We start from the raw sequence: 14,753 nt of genomic DNA on the forward strand, positions 1-14,753 counted from the left end.
CAAGGAGCGCCGAGCCATGGGCAAGCTGACCCTGACCACCTTCCTCACCCTCGACGGAGTGACGCAGGCCCCGGGAGCGCCCGACGAGGACCCCAGCGACGGCTTCCGCTACGGCGGCTGGCTCGTGCCCTTCGCCGACGAGGGCATGGGCGGCTTCGTGACGGAGATCTTCGACCGGGTCGAGGCGTTCCTCCTCGGACGGCGCACCTACGAGATCTTCGCGAGCCACTGGCCGCACCACGACGACCCGGCGGACCCGGTCGCGAGCAGGCTCAACCACCTGCCGAAATACGTCGCCTCCACGACCTTGCGCGACCCGGCGTGGGAGCACACCACCGTCATCGACGGTGAACACCTCCAGGCCGAGGTGGTACGGATCAAGGACAAGTTGGACGGGGAGTTCCAAGTGCACGGCAGCGGCCGGCTGGCGCAGTGGCTGCTCGCCCGCGACCTGGTGGACGAGCTCAACCTGCTGGTGTTCCCGGTGTTCCTCGGCGCGGGCCGCCGGCTGTTCCCGACGGGCGGCCTCCCCACCTCCTTCGCCCTCACCGACCACCGCACCACCGCCAACGGCATCGCCCTCCACACCTACCGGCCGACCGGCCGGGCGAGCTTCGGCTCCTTCGCGGACTGACCGGACGGCACCCCCGGCCGCGCAAACCCATCGCCCGGTCGTGATCCACTCCGGTACGGTGAGCGGCGTCCCGTGGGAGCCGCCGAAGTCTCCGCCCGCCTCCCGCCGCAGGAGACCCCGTGTCCACGCTCGCCGCCCCCGTTCCCGCCACCGCACCCCGCCGGGCCTGGCTCACCGACCTGCCGGTGCTGCTCGTGGCCGTCGTCTGGGGCGGCAGCTACCTCGCGGCGAAGGGGATCACCGTCCCGCACACCGTCGTCGCCGTGCTCGTGCTGCGGTTCGCGCTCGTGCTGCCGGTCCTGGCCCTCGCCGGTCGGCGGCGGCTGCGGGCCCTCACCGGGGCGCAGGCGCGCGGCGCGGGCGCCCTGGGGCTCGTACTGGGCGGGATCTTCCTGCTGGAGACCTACGGGGTCGTCCACACCTCCGCCACCAACGCCGGGCTGATCATCAGCCTGACCATGATCTTCACCCCGCTCGCGGAGGCCGCCGTCCGCCGCAGGCGCCCCTCCCGCGGCTTCCTCGGCGCCGCGGCCCTGTCGGTCGCCGGGGTGGTGCTGCTGACCCAGGGCGCCGGGTTCACCGCGCCCGGCGCCGGCGACCTGCTCATCCTCGGCGCCGCCCTCGCGAGGACCGCGCACGTCCTGCTGATGGCCCGGATCAAGGCCGTGCGGGGCGCCGACTCGCTGTCCCTCACCACCGTGCAACTGACGAGCGCCGTCGCGGTCTTCGCGGTCCTGGCCGCGCTGCCGGGCACCGGCGCGAGCCCGTGGGAGGCCGCCGCCGGCTTCGGTCCCGCCGCATGGGCCGGACTCGTCTTCCTGTCCGTGCTGTGCACCCTGTTCGCCTTCTTCGTGCAGATGTGGGCCGTACGCGCCACCTCCCCCTCCCGCGTCAGCCTGCTGCTCGGCACCGAGCCCCTGTGGGCGGCCGCCGCCGGCATCGCCCTCGGCGGCGACCGCCCCGGGACCGCCGGTCTCGCGGGCGCCGTGCTGGTCCTCGCCGGCACGGCCTGGGGCCGGCGCGCCGCGGCCTGATCGAATGGCCGAAAGCCGCCCCACCCGAGGTCAACTGCCGGTCTAGGGTGACCCCATGCCGATCCCGGACCACCGAGAGGTCTGGCCGGTCGCCGGCCACGACACGGCCCGGCAGGCCCTCACCCGGTCACAGGTCGGGCAGTTCTTCCAGCCGCACCGGGCGCCGCTCCCGGCGCGAGCGCTCGCACGCCTCCGCGATCCGGAACGCCGCGAGCGCCTCCCCGCCGTCGCACGGGTTGGGGCCCTCGCCGCGCACCAGCCGCACGAAGGCCGCCAGCTCCGCCTCGTAGGCCGGGGCGAACCGCTCCAGGAAGCCGGTCCACGGCTTGCTCGCCGGGGGCGGCCCGTGCGGCTCGGTCGAGGCGATGGGCGTGCGGTCGTCCAGTCCGGTGGACACCTGGTCCAGCTCCCCGGCCAGCTCCATGCGCACGTCGTACCCGGCGCCGTTGCACCGGGTGCCGGTGCTGCTGACGAGGGTGCCGTCGTCCAGGGTGAGCAGGGCCGCGCCGGTGTGCACGTCGCCCGCCTCCCGGAACGCCGGGTGGCCGGTGTCGGACCCCGCCGCGTACACCTCGGCCACCTCGCGCCCGGTCACCCAGCGGACCATGTCGAAGTCGTGCACCAGGCAGTCCCGGTACAGACCCCCGGAGGTGGGCAGGTACCCGGCCGGCGGCGGCGCGGGATCGGCCGTGGTCGTCCGTACGGTGTGCAGCCGCCCCAGCGCGCCCGAGCGTACGAGTGCCCGCGCGGCGGCGTACCCCGCGTCGAACCGGCGCATGAAGCCCACCTGCAGCACGCCGGCCACCGCGCCGACCTCGCGCAGCACCGCCAGCGTCCGCTCCAGGTCCGGGGCGAGGGGCTTCTCGCAGAACACCGGCAGACCGCCGCGCGCCGCCCGGACGACGAGCTCCGCGTGCCCCTCGGTCGCGCAGGCCACGACGAGGGCGTCCACCCCCCAGCTGAAGACCTGGTCCACGCTCGGCGCGGCGGTGGCCCCGAGCCGGTCCGCGAGCCGCGCGGCCCGCTCGGGGACGGCGTCGGCCAACAGCAGCGAGCCGGCGTCCGGCCGGCCGGCCAGGACCGCCGCGTGGAACGAGCCGATCCGGCCCGTCCCGATGATCCCGATGCGCATGCACTCAACCTGACCCCGTACCGGGGACCTGTCAATCTGCCCGAGAGTGCCCCGATGGGCTCCCAAGGTCCACTGTGGCGGATACTGGGCGGCTGGAACCGGAATGGACCGCTTTGACAACGATCGGCTGTGACGGCGACGAGATGCACGACGATGCGTTCGACGAGACGCACGACAAGGGAAAGGCGCGGCGACGTGGCTAGGGTTCGGACAGGGGTGCGCGTCGTGGGCGCCGTGCTCGCGGCGGTACTGGGCGCCTCCCTCGCGGGTTGCAGCAGTACGGGCGGCAAGCGCGCCGAGGAGCGGGCCAAGAGCGCCCAGGCGGGCCGGCCCGCCGTGAACACCCCGCGCTGGACCTTCGCCATGATCACCCACGCGGGCGACGGCGACACCTTCTGGGACATCGTCCAGAAGGGCGCCAAGGAGGCCGCGGCGAAGGACAACATCAACTTCGTCTACGCCCACGACGACCAGGCCCAGCAGCAGGCCCAGTTCGTGCAGAACGCCATCGACCAGAAGGCGGACGGCATCATCGTCAGCCTCGCCAAGCCCGAGGCCCTCAAGGACGTCATCGCCAAGGCCGTCAAGGCCGGCATCCCGGTGGTGACCGTCAACTCCGGCTCCGCCCAGTCCGCCGAGTACGGGGCCCTCACCCACATCGGCCAGGACGAGCAGATCGCCGGCGAGGCCGTCGGCACCGAGCTGACCAAGCGCGGCAAGAAGAAGGCCGTCTGCGTCCTGCACGAGCAGGGCAACGTCGGCCACGAGCAGCGCTGCGCCGGTGCGAAGAAGGCATTCGGCGAGTCCGGCGGGGTCATGGAGAACCTGTACGTCGAGGGCACCAACATGCCCTCCGTGCAGGCGGCCATCCAGGCCAAGCTCCAGGCTGACCCGTCCGTCGACTCCATCGTCACCCTCGGCGCCCCCTTCGCCCCCACCGCGATCAAGGCCAAGGACGCGGCGGGCAGCAAGGCCGAGGTGGACACCTTCGACCTCAACGAGTCCGTGGCCCGCGACCTGAAGTCCGGCGCCCTCGGCTTCGCCGTCGACCAGCAGCCCTACCTCCAGGGGTACGAGGCCGTCGACCTGCTGTGGCTGAGCCGCTATAACGCCGACGTGCTCGGCGGCGGACGCCCCGTGCTCACCGGCCCGCAGATCGTCACCGGCGCCGAGGCGGCCAAGCTGGAGCAGTACATCAAGCGGGGCACCCGATGAGCGCACCGGCCCTCGCCGACGAACGGCTCGCGCCCACCTCCCTGGTGCGCCGCCTCCTCGGCCGCCCCGAGCTGGGCGCGGTCGTCGGCGCCGCCGCCGTCTTCGTCTTCTTCTCCTTCGCCGCCGACAGCTTCCTGCGCGCCTCCAGCCTGAGCACGATCCTCTACTCGGCCTCCACCATCGGGATCATGGCCGTGCCGGTCGCGCTGCTGATGATCGGCGGCGAGTTCGACCTGTCCGCCGGCGTCATGGTCACCACCTCGGCGCTGATCAGCTCGATGTTCAGCTACCAGATGACCGCCAACGTCTGGGTCGGCGTCCTGGTGTCCCTGCTGGTCACCCTGGCGATCGGCTTCTTCAACGGGTTCATGCTGACCCGCACCAAACTGCCCAGCTTCATCATCACGCTGGGCACGTTCCTGATGCTGACCGGCCTGAACCTCGGCTTCACCAAACTGATCAGCGGCTCGGTCTCCACCAAGACCATCGCCGACATGGAGGGCTTCTCCTCCGCCCGGGCGCTGTTCGCCTCCCAGTGGAACGTCGGCTCGGTCACCTTGAAGGTCACCATCATGTGGTGGCTGGCCCTGGTCGCGCTGGCCACCTGGATCCTGCTGCGCACCCGCGCCGGCAACTGGATCTTCGCGGTCGGCGGCGGGGCGGACGCGGCCCGCGCCACCGGCGTCCCGGTCGTCAAGACGCGCATCGGCCTCTACATGGGGGTCGCCCTGTGCGCCTGGATCTCCGGGCAGCACATCCTCTTCTCCTTCGACGTCGTCCAGTCGGGCGAAGGCGTCGGCAACGAGTTCCTCTACATCATCGCGGCCGTCATCGGCGGCTGTCTGATGACCGGCGGCTACGGCTCCGCCATCGGATCGGCCGTCGGCGCCTTCATCTTCGGGATGACCAGCAACGGCATCGTCTACGCCCAGTGGAACCCCGACTGGTTCAAGTTCTTCCTCGGCGCGATGCTGCTGCTCGCGACGCTGCTCAACGCATGGGTCCGCAAGCGGGCGGAGGCGAAGTGACCGTGGCCGCTCTCGTGAAGCTGACCGACGTCAGCAAGTTCTACGGCAACATCCGGGCCCTCCAGGGCGTCTCCCTGGAGGTGTCCGCCGGCGAGATCACCTGTGTCCTCGGCGACAACGGCGCCGGCAAGTCCACCCTGATCAAGATCATCGCCGGGCTGCACCGGCACGACGCGGGCAGCTTCGAGATCGAGGGCGAGGAGACCGTACTCGCCAACCCGCGCGCCGCCCTCGACCGCGGCATCGCCACCGTCTACCAGGACCTCGCCGTCGTCCCGCTGATGCCGGTCTGGCGGAACTTCTTCCTCGGCTCCGAGCCCACCCGCGGCCGCGGCCCCTTCCGCCGCCTCGACGTGGACCTCATGCGCGAGACCACCCGCGCGGAGCTGCTGCGCATGGGCATCGACCTGCGGGACGTGGACCAGCCGATCGGCACCCTGTCCGGCGGCGAGCGCCAGTGCGTGGCCATCGCCCGGGCCGTGTACTTCGGGGCGAAGGTCCTCGTCCTGGACGAGCCCACCGCGGCGCTCGGCGTCAAGCAGTCCGGCGTCGTCCTCAAGTACGTCGCCGCGGCCCGCGACGCGGGCCTCGGCGTGGTCCTGATCACCCACAACCCGCACCACGCCCACCTCGTCGGGGACCGTTTCGTGCTCCTCAAACGAGGCGCCATGGCGGGCAGCCACACCCGCGACTCGATCACGCTGGACGAGCTCACCCGGCAGATGGCGGGCGGCTCCGAGCTGGACGAGCTGAGCCACGAACTGGAGCGGGTGGCAGAATCAGGCCCAGACCACACGTCCGGCACCACCCGCACCCCGAGGGACGACACGACTCGATGAGCACGTACCGGGACTTCACGCTCACCCACCGGGGGTCGGCGCGGGGCACCGTCCTGCGGACCGTCGGGACCCGTGAGCGCCGGTCGCTGCTGACCGCCCCGCGCGTCCCGACCGTCGGCATCGACATCGGCGGCACGAAGGTGATGGCCGGCGTCGTGGACGCCGACGGCGTCATCCTGGAGAAGATCCGCGCGGAGACCCCGGACAAGTCCAAGAGCCCCAAGGTCGTCGAGGACACCATCGTCGAACTGGTGCTGGACCTCTCCGACCGGCACGACGTGCACGCCGTGGGCATCGGCGCGGCCGGCTGGGTCGACGCGGACCGCTCCCGCGTGCTCTTCGCCCCGCACCTGGCCTGGCGCGACGAGCCGCTGCGCGACGCGCTCCAGTCCCGGCTCGCCGTCCCGGTCATGGTCGACAACGATGCCAACACCGCGGCCTGGGCCGAGTGGCGCTTCGGCGCCGGCCGCGGCGAGGACCACCTCGTCATGATCACGCTGGGCACCGGCATCGGCGGCGCCATCCTCGAAGGCGGTCAGGTCAAGCGCGGCCGCTACGGGGTGGCCGGCGAGTTCGGCCACATGCAGGTCGTACCCGGCGGCCACCGCTGCCCCTGCGGCAACCGCGGCTGCTGGGAGCAGTACAGCTCCGGCAACGCCCTGGTCCGCGAGGCCCGCGAGCTGGCGGCGGCCGACTCCCCGGTCGCGTACAACATCATCGCGAAGGTCGGCGGCAACGTCCAGGAGATCACCGGGCCGCTCATCACCGAGCTGGCCCGGGACGGCGACGCGATGTGCGTCGAGCTCCTCCAGGACATCGGCCAGTGGCTGGGCGTCGGCATCGCCAACCTCGCCGCCGCGCTCGACCCGTCCTGCTTCGTCATCGGCGGCGGCGTCAGCGCCGCCGACGACCTGCTGATCGGCCCCGCCCGCGACGCCTTCCGGCGCCACCTCACCGGCCGCGGCTACCGCCCCGAGGCCCGGATCGCCAAGGCCCAGCTCGGCCCCGAGGCGGGCATGGTCGGCGCCGCCGACCTCGCCCGGCTCGTCGCCCGCCGCTTCCGCCGCGCCACGCGCCGGCGCGTCGAGCGGTACGAGCGCTACGCGCGGCTGGGCCTGCGCGACATCACCGGTCCCACGGACCCCGAGAAGCAGGACCCCACGTCGTGAACCCACCACCGCTGCTGCCCCGCCAGGCCGCCGCCCCCGACGAGGGCGGCGCGTCCGCGCACCCGGTCGAGGACCGCCGGCACGTGGTCCGGCGCCGCTGGATCACCGCCATCATCATCCTGCTGCTCGTCGGGGTCCCCGCGGGCTACCTCGCGATCTCCGCCCACCAGAGCCGCGAGAGCGGCCGGGACAAGGCCGCCACGGTCGGCGCCGCCAAGGTGCGCACGGCCTGGCCGTCCGCGGTGCAGCGCAGCATCTACGAGGTCCCGATCCCCATGATGGCCTCGCTCGTCGGCTACCTGGAGACCAACAACTGGCACACCAGCCGGCTCTACACCCAGTTCTCGCTGACCCCGCAGGAGCTCGACACCTTCCTCGCCGACATCGGCACCAGCAAGGACAAGCTGACACCCGGCGTGTCCATCTCGGAGCGCGACGCCCGCGTGGCCGGCTGGAGCTGGAGCCCCAAGCACACCTGGTACGGGATCACCCTCGACGCCAAGGACCCCCGCCCCACCCGGGACGTCACGGTCGACTTCACCAAGCCCGGGAACCCGCGGGTGTACGTCGTCTCCACCGCCGTCCCGTAGCCCGGTCCGCGGCCGGGGCGGCGGGCCGTCGGGCGATAGCCTGGGATCATGAGACTCACCAAGCGCCTGCACTCGTGCGTCCAGCTGGAGAAGGACGGGCGCGTGCTCGTCATCGACCCGGGCGCCTTCAGCGAGCCCGACGCGGGGCTGGGGGCGGACGTCCTGCTGGTCACCCACGAGCACCCCGACCACTTCGAGGAGGGCCGGCTGCGCGCCGCGCTCGACGCGAACCCGGAGGCCGGCCTGTGGACCCTGCGCAGCGTCGCGGAGAAGCTGGCCGGCGCCTACCCGGGCCGGGTGCACACCGTCGGACACGGTGACGCCTTCGAAGCCGCCGGGTTCGACGTCCGGGTGCACGGCGAACTGCACGCCGAGATCCACCCGGACCTGCCCCGGGTCACCAATGTCGGCTACCTCGTGGACGGTTCCCTGTTCCACCCGGGGGACGCGCTGACCGTGCCCGGGGTGCCCGTCGAGACCCTGATGCTCCCGGTGCACGCGCCCTGGAACAAGATCGGCGAGGTGATCGACTACCTGCGCGAGGTGAAGCCCCGCCGGGCCCTCGACATCCACGACGCCTACCTCGCCGACCTGGCCCGGCCCGTCTACGACGGCCTGCTGGGCGCCCTCGGCGGCACCGACCACGGGCGGCTCGGCGCCGGGGACGCCACCGACCTGTGACTGTCGGTGCCGGGCGGTAGGTTGGTCGGCATGCGTATCGCCACATACAACGTCAACTCGATCACCGCCCGGCTGCCGCGCCTGCTGGCCTGGTTGGAGAGCTCCGGGACGGATGTCCTCTGCGTCCAGGAGACCAAGTGCTCCGCGGAGCAGTTCCCGCACGACGAGCTGCGCGAGCTGGGCTACAAGGCCGTGGTCAACGCCACCGGCCGGTGGAACGGCGTCGCGGTGATCTCCCGGGTCGGGCTGGACGAGGTGGTGGTGGGTCTGCCCGACGGCCCCGCCTACGAGGGCGTCGAGGAGCCCCGCGCGATCTCCGCGACCTGTGACGGCGTGCGGGTGTGGTCGGTGTACGTGCCGAACGGCCGTGAGGTCGCCCACGACCACTACGGCTACAAGCTGGACTGGTTCCGCGCCCTCGCGGCGGCCGTCGCGGAAGACGCGGCGGGCCCGCGCCCGTTCGCCGTCCTCGGCGACTACAACGTGGCGCCGACCGACGACGACGTGTTCGACCCGGCCCTGTTCGAGGGCATGACCCATGTCACCCCCGCCGAGCGGGCCGCCCTGGAGGCGTTGCGGGCCGCCGGGCTCTCCGACGTGGTGCCCCGACCGCTCAAGTACGACCGGCCGTACACGTACTGGGACTACCGCCAGCTCGCCTTCCCCAAGAACCGCGGCATGCGCATCGACCTGGTCTACGGCAACGAACCCTTCACGAAGGCCGTCAAGGACGCCTACGTCGACCGCGAGGAGCGCAAGGGCAAGGGCGCCTCGGACCACGCCCCGGTCGTCGTCGACCTGGAGCTCTGACCGGCGGCCGGAATTTCCGGTCCTGCGCGCCCTGTGGCCAGGCGGGGGCGGCGGTGCGAGGCTGGTCGGCATGAACATCCCTTTCCTGGCCAACTGGCGCGGCCGGCGCGAAACGGAACAGGGTGCGGGACTCGCCGCCGCCCTCGCGGACGATCCCGAGGGCGTCGCCGAGCTGTTCTCGGAGTGCCAGCTGCTGCGCGCCCAGGCGAGGTCCGCCGGGCTCGAACTCGACGGGACCCCGGCGTCGTTGGAGGCGCTGGACCAGCTGATGCCCCGGTGGCGGCGGGACCCGGAGGCCGTGCCGTGGCTGGGCAACGACGCCGGTTTCTACCTCGGGACCCTGATCGTCCGGACCATCCCGGAGGCCCGCTGGCAGGTGTGGCCGAACGGCCAGCCCGTGATCCGGCTCGCCTCCGGCCGGGAGCTGAACGTCGTCGAGTCGGGCGTGTCCTGGGCCGTGACGGGATCGCCGGAGCTGTCCCAGGCGTACGCCGAGGCATCGGAGGGCTGATCTCGGAGCCCTTTATGTCAGCTTTAGGCGTGTCGAGGCGAAGTGCCCTTCCGCGGCTGGATAGTTTGCGCTGACCTCGACACCGACAAGTGGGCAGGGCAGCGTATGGCCGTCGATCCGTTGATCGAGCTGCGGGACGTCAACAAGTACTACGGGGAACTGCACGTCCTCCGGGACATCAACCTCACCGTCGGCCGCGGGGAGGTGGTGGTCGTCATCGGCCCCTCCGGCTCCGGGAAGTCGACGCTCTGCCGGGTCGTCAACCGGCTGGAGACCATCGAGTCGGGCACGATCGCCCTCGACGGGCATCCGCTGCCCGCCGAGGGCAAGGACCTCGCCCGGCTGCGGGCCGAGGTCGGCATGGTCTTCCAGTCCTTCAACCTCTTCGCCCACAAGACCGTCCTCGCCAACGTGTCCCTCGCGCAGATCAAGGTCAGGAAGCGCAAGCGGGAGGAGGCGGACAAACGCTCGCGCGAACTGCTGGAGCGGGTGGGCCTCGCCGACCAGGCCGACAAGTACCCCGCCCGGCTCTCCGGCGGCCAGCAGCAGCGGGTCGCGATCGCCCGCGCCCTCGCGATGAGCCCGAAGGCCCTCCTCTTCGACGAGCCCACCTCCGCGCTCGACCCCGAGATGATCAACGAGGTGCTGGAGGTCATGCGTCGGCTCGCCGCCGAGGGCATGACGATGGTCGTGGTGACCCACGAGATGGGCTTCGCCCGCTCCGCGGCCAACCGGGTCGTGTTCATGGCCGACGGGAAGATCATCGAAGACCGGACCCCGGAGGCGTTCTTCACCGCCCCCGAGAGCGACCGGGCCCGCGATTTCCTCTCCAAGATCCTCAAGCACTGAGGGGGCGGCCCGTGAAACGCCTCATCGGCTCCCGCCTGCCCGCCTGCCTGCTCCTGCTCGCCCTGCTCGGCGCCGCCGCCGGTTGCGGCAAGTCCGGCAGCCCCCCGGTGAAGGGACCGCCACCGGGGACCCTGCCCGTCTACCGGGTCGCCACCGGCTTCACCCTGCCCGATTCGCCCACCTGGGAGGACGCCCGGCGCCGCGGCCACCTCGTCGTCGGAGCCAAGGAGGACCAGCCGTACCTCGGGGAGAAGGACCCCTCCAGCGGTCGCTACTCCGGATTCGACATCGAGATCGCCAAGATGATGTCGGCCTCCCTCGGCTTCGACCCCAAGACCATCGAGTTCAAGACCATCGCCTCCGCCAACCGCGAGACCGCCCTCCAGAACGGCCAGATCGACTTCTACGTCGGCACCTACACCATCAACGCCAACCGCAAGAAGCAGGTCGGCTTCGCCGGCCCCTACTTCATGGCCGGCCAGTCGCTCCTCGTCCGCAAGAAGGAGAAGGCCATCAAGGGCCCCGGCGACCTCGCGGGCAAGAAGGTCTGCTCCGCCGCCGGCTCCACCCCCTACCAGCGCCTCCAGCGCGAGTACCCCGAGGCGCGGCTCGTCGCCTACGACACGTACTCGGTGTGCGTCGACAACCTGCTCACCTACCAGGTCGACGCCGTCTCCACCGACGACTCGATCCTCCTCGGCTACGCCGCCAAGGTCCCCGAGGAACTCAAGGTCGTCGGCAAGCCCTTCTCCGAAGAGCCCTACGGCATCGGAGTCCCGCGCTCCGACAACGCGCTGCGCTTCGCCCTCGACGACGCCCTCGCGCGCAACGAGCGGAACGGGAACTGGAAGAAGGCGTACGGGGCCACCCTCGGCCTCTCCGGCGTCCCGGCCCCCCGACCACCCGCCATCGACCGCTACCCGGCGGGCTGAGGGGAGAGCGCACCGCCATGTACGTACTGACCCAGAACTTCCAGATCTACCTACAGGGGTTCCTCGGGACCCTGCAACTCACCGTCTACGCCTCCCTCCTCGCCCTCGCGCTCGGATTCGTGATGGCCTCCTTCCGGGTCGCCCCCATCGGCTCCCTGCGCGTCCTCGGCACGGTCTGGGTCACCGTGCTGCGCAACACCCCCCTCACCCTGCTGTTCTTCGCCGTCCTGCTGGGTCTGCCCCGCTTCGGGCTGGTCCTGCCCTTCCAGGTGTTCGCCGTACTCGCGCTCGGCTGCTACACCTCCGCCTTCATCTGCGAGGTGCTGCGCTCGGGCATCAACACCGTGCCCAAGGGCCAGGGCGAGGCGGCCCGCAGCCTCGGGATGTCCTTCGCCCAGACCCTGGGCGGTGTGGTGTTGCCCCAGGCGTTCCGTTCCGTCATCCCGCCGATCGGTTCCACCCTGATCGCCCTCGCCAAGAACTCCGCCATCGCCGGCGCGTTCAGCGTCACCGAGCTGCTGGGCACCTACAAGACCCTCAACGAGTTGGGCTACAACATCGTCTGGACCTTCGTCTGGATCGCCGTCGGCTACCTGATCATCACCCTGTCCATCAGCGCGCTGTTCAACGTGCTGGAGAAGCGCTGGGGAGTCGCCCGATGACCGCGCACGCGCTGCACGGGGACACGCAGTCCACCGCCCTCTACGACATCCCCGGCCCGCGGGCCCGCCGCCGGCACCTGCTGTACGGGCTGGTCTCGACGGCGCTGATCCTGGCCCTGCTCGGCTGGATCGTCTACCTGCTGTTCGACACCCACCAGTTCACGGCCGCCAAGTGGACGCCTTTCGAGTACGAGGGCATCCAGGACCTGCTGCTCACCGGCCTCGGCAACACCCTCAAGGCATTCGGCTACGCCGCGGTGCTCTCGCTCGCGCTGGGCGCCGTGCTCGCCACCGGACGGCTCTCCGTGCACCGCCCGGTGCGCTGGTCGGCCACCGTGTTCGTGGAGTTCTTCCGGGCCATGCCCGTCCTCGTGATGATCTTCTTCATCTTCGTCGCCCTCAAGGCGCAGCCCCTTCCCGCTCTGGTGGCCGGGCTGACCTTCTACAACGGCTCGGTGCTGGCCGAGGTGTTCCGCACGGGGATCAACGCGGTGGAGCGGGGCCAGCGGGAGGCCGCGTACGCCCTCGGCATGCGCAAGACGCAGGTGATGGGCTACGTGCTAGCGCCGCAGGCGGTGCGGGCGATGTTGCCGGCGATCATCAGCCAGTTGGTGGTGGCCCTGAAGGACACCTCGCTCGGCTTCCTGATCACCTACGAGGAGTTCCTGCACGCCGGGAAGCTGATCGCCTCGAACCTGGACTACGACCTGCCCTTCATCCCGGTGGTGATGGTCATCGCACCGGTGTACATCGGGATGTGCATGCTGCTGTCCTGGTTCGCCACCTGGGTGGCCGGCCGAGAGAGCCGCAGCCCGAAGACCGAGGCGGTCGACGTGGCCCCGGCCGACCCGGGCACGCTGCTGCCGGGCACGCCGCTCCGGTAACCCCCCCGGAACCGGCCCGGCCGGCAGCAGCCGTGGATCACTGCTCGCGCAGCGGCACCGAGACGTACGAGGGATCGGTGCGCGGTGAGGAGAAGGTCAGCTGCGCGCCGGCCGGGTTGTGTTCGATGTAGAGCGGGTCCACGGTGTCGACGACGACGGCGAGCCGGTGCCCGGCGGGCATGTCGTACGCGGTGGAGAAGAGGTCCAGGTCCACCCCGAACGCCTGGCCGGGGGTCTTCCCGTGGAAGGTGTAGGGGGCGTTGGTGACCAGCTTGCCGACGCCCAGCGGGCCCACGTCGTACAGGTACGCGACGAAGGTGCCGTCCCCGGCGGTGGGGGTGACCGTGGTGTGCAGCTTCACGGTGCCGCGCACGCGCCGGTCGGCGTCGTAGCGCTGGGACTGCCAGACGGCGGCGAAGGCGCGGGGGAGGAGCGGGATGGAGGCGACCGGGGGCGCCTGGGCGAGCTGGTCGAGGACGCTGGAGAGGAAGACGATCCCGCCGTCGGCGCCGGAGTCGACGTTCGCCCACACGTGCTCGCTGTCGGAGAGGGCGAGCTTCTCGGAGCCGCCGGAGCCGACCGACTTCCAGTCGGCGTAGCCCTCGTAGCCGCTGTCGGAGCGGGGCTTGATCTGTACGGGCGCCTCGGAGTCGACGCCGTTGCGCTCGCCCTTGAGGTAACGGTCGAACCAGCGGTGGGCGTTGGTCCAGGTGTCGTTGGGCAGGCCGAGCAGACCGGTGGCCTCGGCGGTGGCGTGGTCGCCCGGGCGGAACTCCAGGCGCTTGGGGCCGGTCAGCTTCTCGAAGAAGTCCGCGTACTGGTTGGGCGGGAAGATGGTGTCGCCCCAGGCGTTGCCCATCATCACGGCCGGGCCGTTCGCGTTGATCCGGTCGACCTGGTAGGCCGCCGAGCGGGCCTTGCCCCACTCGATCATCTGTGGCTCGCGGTCCAGCCGCGAGCCGAGGAAGTCGCCGAGGATGCCCTGGAGTTCGGGTCCGGGGCGGCCGGTGAGGTAACCGGCGCCGCCGAGGAGGGCGGCGGCCTGGAGGTGCTGGGTGCGGCCGGAGTAGATGGAGTCGATGATGTCGGCCCAGCCGCTGAGCGCGACCACCGCCTTGATCCGGGGGTCGTGGGCGGAGGCGAGCAGGCTGATGCCGGCCCCGTACGAGACCCCGCCCAGGCCGATGTGCTGCGCGTCGGCCGGGGTGTTCGCCAGGGCCCAGTCGATGACGGCGGAGACGTCGGCGACGTCGGGCGGCCCCGCGACCTCGATCCGGCCGCCGGAGAGCCAGAAGCCGCGGGAGGTGTAACTGACCACGACATACCCGGAGTCGGCCAGTTGTCTGGCCTGGGCGATGTATTCGATCTGCGGCAGGCCCCAGCTGGTGGGCAGCACGATCAGCGGGTAGCTCCGGCCGCTCTGGGCGCCGGCCGGGGTGAAGACGTTGCCCTTGAGGGTGATCCCGCCCGAGCCCGGGATGTCGTGGAAGCGCGGTTCCGACGTGGAAGCGGACGAGGTGTCGGAGGCGTGGGTGGTGGCTGCGTCCATGGCCGCCGCCTGGGCCTGGTGGGGGGCCAGGCCCAGGGCGGCTGCGGCCAGCAGGGCCGCCACGGCTGCTGCGGTGCTGGTGGTGCGGGGCATCGATGCTCCTCGCGTGCGCCGGTGACAAAGTGTGCCGACGGTAACGGGAGCGGCTTACCGTAGGTAACCCGTGAGTAAGTTACGTACGGGTAACGATTGACTTCGTGTCAACAGCGGGCCCGGGTTAACCTCGTTCCCGAT

16 protein-coding genes are annotated in these 14,753 nt (G+C 71.4%); 14 read left to right on the top strand and 2 right to left on the bottom strand.

What is annotated here, in order from left to right:
• Positions 1-16: 16 nt before the first annotated feature.
• Positions 17-634: a dihydrofolate reductase family protein gene (locus ACFVXJ_RS12170; protein WP_389661623.1), complete on the top strand. Its 618-nt coding sequence runs from the start codon at positions 17-19 to the stop codon at positions 632-634.
• Between the two features lie 119 nt (positions 635-753).
• Positions 754-1,668, top strand: a complete 915-nt coding sequence (locus ACFVXJ_RS12175; protein WP_389661624.1) for a DMT family transporter — start codon at positions 754-756, stop codon at positions 1,666-1,668.
• 127 nt (positions 1,669-1,795) lie between these two features.
• Here ACFVXJ_RS12175 and ACFVXJ_RS12180 read toward each other — a convergent pair whose 3' ends face one another.
• The gene (locus ACFVXJ_RS12180; RefSeq protein WP_389661625.1) at positions 1,796-2,800 is read right to left on the bottom strand and encodes a Gfo/Idh/MocA family oxidoreductase; all 1,005 of its coding nucleotides are present in this window, start codon (positions 2,798-2,800) and stop codon (positions 1,796-1,798) included.
• 225 nt (positions 2,801-3,025) lie between these two features.
• Between ACFVXJ_RS12180 and ACFVXJ_RS12185 the strand changes: the two genes are divergently transcribed.
• The 12 genes from ACFVXJ_RS12185 to ACFVXJ_RS12240 all read left to right on the top strand — a co-directional run bounded on the left by ACFVXJ_RS12185 (position 3,026) and on the right by ACFVXJ_RS12240 (position 12,970).
• Positions 3,026-4,015 (top strand): sugar ABC transporter substrate-binding protein, encoded by a 990-nt coding sequence (locus tag ACFVXJ_RS12185; RefSeq protein ID WP_389661626.1) that lies wholly within the window; start codon positions 3,026-3,028, stop codon positions 4,013-4,015.
• Positions 4,012-5,043 carry an ABC transporter permease gene (locus ACFVXJ_RS12190; protein ID WP_389661627.1) on the top strand — a complete coding sequence of 344 codons (1,032 nt, stop codon included), beginning with the start codon at positions 4,012-4,014 and terminating at the stop codon, positions 5,041-5,043. Before ACFVXJ_RS12185 ends, ACFVXJ_RS12190 begins: the two co-directional genes overlap by 4 nt.
• Positions 5,013-5,882, top strand: coding sequence for an ATP-binding cassette domain-containing protein (locus ACFVXJ_RS12195; protein ID WP_389661628.1), 870 nt, complete (start codon positions 5,013-5,015; stop codon positions 5,880-5,882). The genes ACFVXJ_RS12190 and ACFVXJ_RS12195 overlap by 31 nt, the downstream gene beginning before the upstream one ends.
• The gene (locus ACFVXJ_RS12200) at positions 5,879-7,051 is read left to right on the top strand and encodes an ROK family glucokinase (protein WP_389661629.1); all 1,173 of its coding nucleotides are present in this window, start codon (positions 5,879-5,881) and stop codon (positions 7,049-7,051) included. Before ACFVXJ_RS12195 ends, ACFVXJ_RS12200 begins: the two co-directional genes overlap by 4 nt.
• The gene (locus ACFVXJ_RS12205) at positions 7,048-7,641 is read left to right on the top strand and encodes a hypothetical protein (protein WP_389661630.1); all 594 of its coding nucleotides are present in this window, start codon (positions 7,048-7,050) and stop codon (positions 7,639-7,641) included. Before ACFVXJ_RS12200 ends, ACFVXJ_RS12205 begins: the two co-directional genes overlap by 4 nt.
• A gap of 48 nt (positions 7,642-7,689) precedes the next feature.
• The gene (locus tag ACFVXJ_RS12210; RefSeq protein WP_389661631.1) at positions 7,690-8,322 is read left to right on the top strand and encodes an MBL fold metallo-hydrolase; all 633 of its coding nucleotides are present in this window, start codon (positions 7,690-7,692) and stop codon (positions 8,320-8,322) included.
• A 30-nt stretch (positions 8,323-8,352) separates the two neighbouring features.
• Positions 8,353-9,132, top strand: coding sequence for an exodeoxyribonuclease III (locus ACFVXJ_RS12215; protein WP_389661632.1), 780 nt, complete (start codon positions 8,353-8,355; stop codon positions 9,130-9,132).
• 70 nt (positions 9,133-9,202) lie between these two features.
• A complete protein-coding gene (locus tag ACFVXJ_RS12220; protein WP_389661633.1) occupies positions 9,203-9,643 on the top strand; it encodes a DUF6278 family protein in 441 nt (146 codons plus the stop codon).
• Positions 9,644-9,748: 105 nt separating this feature from the next.
• Positions 9,749-10,492 carry an amino acid ABC transporter ATP-binding protein gene (locus ACFVXJ_RS12225; protein WP_389661634.1) on the top strand — a complete coding sequence of 248 codons (744 nt, stop codon included), beginning with the start codon at positions 9,749-9,751 and terminating at the stop codon, positions 10,490-10,492.
• Between the two features lie 11 nt (positions 10,493-10,503).
• Complete coding sequence (locus tag ACFVXJ_RS12230) at positions 10,504-11,424, top strand: glutamate ABC transporter substrate-binding protein (RefSeq protein ID WP_389661635.1); 921 nt, start codon at positions 10,504-10,506, stop codon at positions 11,422-11,424.
• A 17-nt stretch (positions 11,425-11,441) separates the two neighbouring features.
• On the top strand, positions 11,442-12,086 hold the full coding sequence (locus tag ACFVXJ_RS12235) for an amino acid ABC transporter permease (RefSeq protein ID WP_389661636.1): 645 nt from the start codon (positions 11,442-11,444) through the stop codon (positions 12,084-12,086).
• A complete protein-coding gene (locus tag ACFVXJ_RS12240) occupies positions 12,083-12,970 on the top strand; it encodes an amino acid ABC transporter permease (protein WP_389661637.1) in 888 nt (295 codons plus the stop codon). Before ACFVXJ_RS12235 ends, ACFVXJ_RS12240 begins: the two co-directional genes overlap by 4 nt.
• A gap of 37 nt (positions 12,971-13,007) precedes the next feature.
• Here the strand turns inward: ACFVXJ_RS12240 and ACFVXJ_RS12245 are convergent, their stop codons facing one another.
• On the bottom strand, positions 13,008-14,612 hold the full coding sequence (locus ACFVXJ_RS12245; protein WP_389661638.1) for a CocE/NonD family hydrolase: 1,605 nt from the start codon (positions 14,610-14,612) through the stop codon (positions 13,008-13,010).
• Between the last annotated feature and the right edge of the window lie 141 nt (positions 14,613-14,753).

The sequence above is a fragment of the Streptomyces sp. NPDC058279 genome (assembly GCF_042881255.1).
GTDB lineage: Bacteria > Actinomycetota > Actinomycetes > Streptomycetales > Streptomycetaceae > Streptomyces.

What these genes read in the sequence shown, in the direction of transcription:
- ACFVXJ_RS12210 (WP_389661631.1), top strand. Translation starts at nt 7,690, where the DNA reads ATGAGACTCACCAAGCGCCTGCACTCGTGCGTCCAGCTGGAGAAGGAC.
- ACFVXJ_RS12245 (WP_389661638.1), bottom strand. Translation starts at nt 14,612, where the DNA reads ATGCCCCGCACCACCAGCACCGCAGCAGCCGTGGCGGCCCTGCTGGCC.
- ACFVXJ_RS12225 (WP_389661634.1), top strand. Translation starts at nt 9,749, where the DNA reads ATGGCCGTCGATCCGTTGATCGAGCTGCGGGACGTCAACAAGTACTAC.
- ACFVXJ_RS12200 (WP_389661629.1), top strand. Translation starts at nt 5,879, where the DNA reads ATGAGCACGTACCGGGACTTCACGCTCACCCACCGGGGGTCGGCGCGG.
- ACFVXJ_RS12170 (WP_389661623.1), top strand. Translation starts at nt 17, where the DNA reads ATGGGCAAGCTGACCCTGACCACCTTCCTCACCCTCGACGGAGTGACG.
- ACFVXJ_RS12220 (WP_389661633.1), top strand. Translation starts at nt 9,203, where the DNA reads ATGAACATCCCTTTCCTGGCCAACTGGCGCGGCCGGCGCGAAACGGAA.
- ACFVXJ_RS12190 (WP_389661627.1), top strand. Translation starts at nt 4,012, where the DNA reads ATGAGCGCACCGGCCCTCGCCGACGAACGGCTCGCGCCCACCTCCCTG.
- ACFVXJ_RS12215 (WP_389661632.1), top strand. Translation starts at nt 8,353, where the DNA reads ATGCGTATCGCCACATACAACGTCAACTCGATCACCGCCCGGCTGCCG.
- ACFVXJ_RS12235 (WP_389661636.1), top strand. Translation starts at nt 11,442, where the DNA reads ATGTACGTACTGACCCAGAACTTCCAGATCTACCTACAGGGGTTCCTC.
- ACFVXJ_RS12180 (WP_389661625.1), bottom strand. Translation starts at nt 2,800, where the DNA reads ATGCGCATCGGGATCATCGGGACGGGCCGGATCGGCTCGTTCCACGCG.
- ACFVXJ_RS12195 (WP_389661628.1), top strand. Translation starts at nt 5,013, where the DNA reads ATGGGTCCGCAAGCGGGCGGAGGCGAAGTGACCGTGGCCGCTCTCGTG.
- ACFVXJ_RS12240 (WP_389661637.1), top strand. Translation starts at nt 12,083, where the DNA reads ATGACCGCGCACGCGCTGCACGGGGACACGCAGTCCACCGCCCTCTAC.